Raw genomic sequence first — 1,477 nt, 5'->3', positions numbered from 1 at the left:
CGTGCGGCGCCAATCGCTTGAGACTGCGGGTTGACGGGCGGTCGGACCGGCGCCGCTTCAGCGACGCGCAGAAGCAGGCGATTGTGCAGGAGACGGAGAAGCCCGGCGTCAGTGTGGCGGAGGTTTGCCGCCGCCATGGGATGGCCACCAGCATGCCTTCGGCTGGCGTGTCGAGTTCGGCCTGACCGCTCGCAAGGCGCCACAATTGGCAACGGTTGCACTCATCCATGGGGCGGAAACCGAACCGCCGGCACTCACTGACCTGCGCAATCTCGTGCGGCCGCCGGACGGCATGATGGCAGTCCAACTGGACGACGGGCGGCGCGTCTTTGCATCCGTCGGCAGCAATGCGGATGCAGTCAAGCTGCATCTGGCAACAAGGGAGAACGCATCATGATCGTCGTTCCGGCGGGCGTGAAGGTGCATCTGGCGCTCGGTCATACCGACTGCGCAAGGGGCTCGATGGGCTCGCGGCGCCCTGGTGGCAAACGAGTTGTCAGCTGCGGGTGGCAAGTGCTTCAAAAGCACCACGCCGTTCGTCAGATATTCGTTGAGCCAGTAGGCGGCAGCCGTTCGGGCGCATGCCGGCTGCCACATCAGCAACATCCATCCTGCCGATCGGCGCGAGGCGGTGCAGCCCACTTATGAGTCCCACAAAAGGTAGGCGCGAGGGCCAATTCATGCCGGGGCGAGGACCAGGACCGCGCAACAAAGTGTCGCGACGACAATTGTTCATGGCTCAATCCTGCGACGCAGGAGCCATGATTCATGGCGCTGGCTTGCGTTGGGCTGTGCGCTTGGCGCGCGGAGAAGCGAGGGAGGAAAGCCTTCCTGCTTCCCCGACGCGATCGGCAACTTGTCTGCAGCCGGACCGAACGATCGCAGCGACACTTGCCTGCTTGATATTTACACGGAATGAGGTTTGTTGGCGGAGTAACGAATTATTTGCCTGGATTGGCGAATAGACAGACCATCCGTTTTCAAAGCGCGCTTTGGACAAGAGGAAATTCGATGACCGTTTCTCCAGACCCAAGCGACCAGGCTGATCTCGTATCAATCACCGCTGACATCGTTTCCGCCTACGTTTCGAACAATCCGTTGCCGGTCGGCGAGTTGTCGAAGCTGATCGGGGATGTCTATGTCGCTTTGCAAGGGATCGGCACACCTGTGGCTCCGACCGCAGCCAAACTGGAGCCGGCGGTGTCGATCAAGAAGTCAGTGTCACCTGATTTCATCATATGCCTGGAAGACGGGAAAAAGTTCAAATCCTTGAAGCGGCATATCGGAACGCACTACAACCTGAGTCCGGACGAATACCGCCAGAAATGGAACCTGCCCTCCGACTATCCTATGGTTGCGCCGAACTACGCGGCGACCCGCTCGGCCCTGGCGAAATCAATAGGCCTGGGGCGCAAGGCGGCAGCGCCAGCAACAGCTGCGGCAGAAAAACCAAAACGAGCTGCTCGCGCGGCAGCGA

The 1,477-nt window shown here is 60.6% G+C and carries 3 protein-coding genes; all 3 read left to right on the top strand.

Features of this window, described 5'->3' with window-relative positions; translation table 11 throughout:
* Positions 1-185: transposase (locus tag NKI47_RS34840; protein WP_352596351.1), on the top strand; the 185-nt coding region annotated here is incomplete at its 5' end.
* Positions 186-205: 20 nt separating this feature from the next.
* Positions 206-397 carry a hypothetical protein gene (locus NKI47_RS34835; protein WP_352596349.1) on the top strand — a complete coding sequence of 64 codons (192 nt, stop codon included), beginning with the start codon at positions 206-208 and terminating at the stop codon, positions 395-397.
* A gap of 614 nt (positions 398-1,011) precedes the next feature.
* Positions 1,012-1,477: Ros/MucR family transcriptional regulator (locus NKI47_RS34830; protein ID WP_352596346.1), on the top strand; the 466-nt coding region annotated here is incomplete at its 3' end.

The organism is Mesorhizobium sp. M0633 (assembly GCF_040320645.1).
Lineage (GTDB): Bacteria > Pseudomonadota > Alphaproteobacteria > Rhizobiales > Rhizobiaceae > Mesorhizobium.
This window is presented reverse-complemented; position numbering and strand designations above follow the sequence as displayed.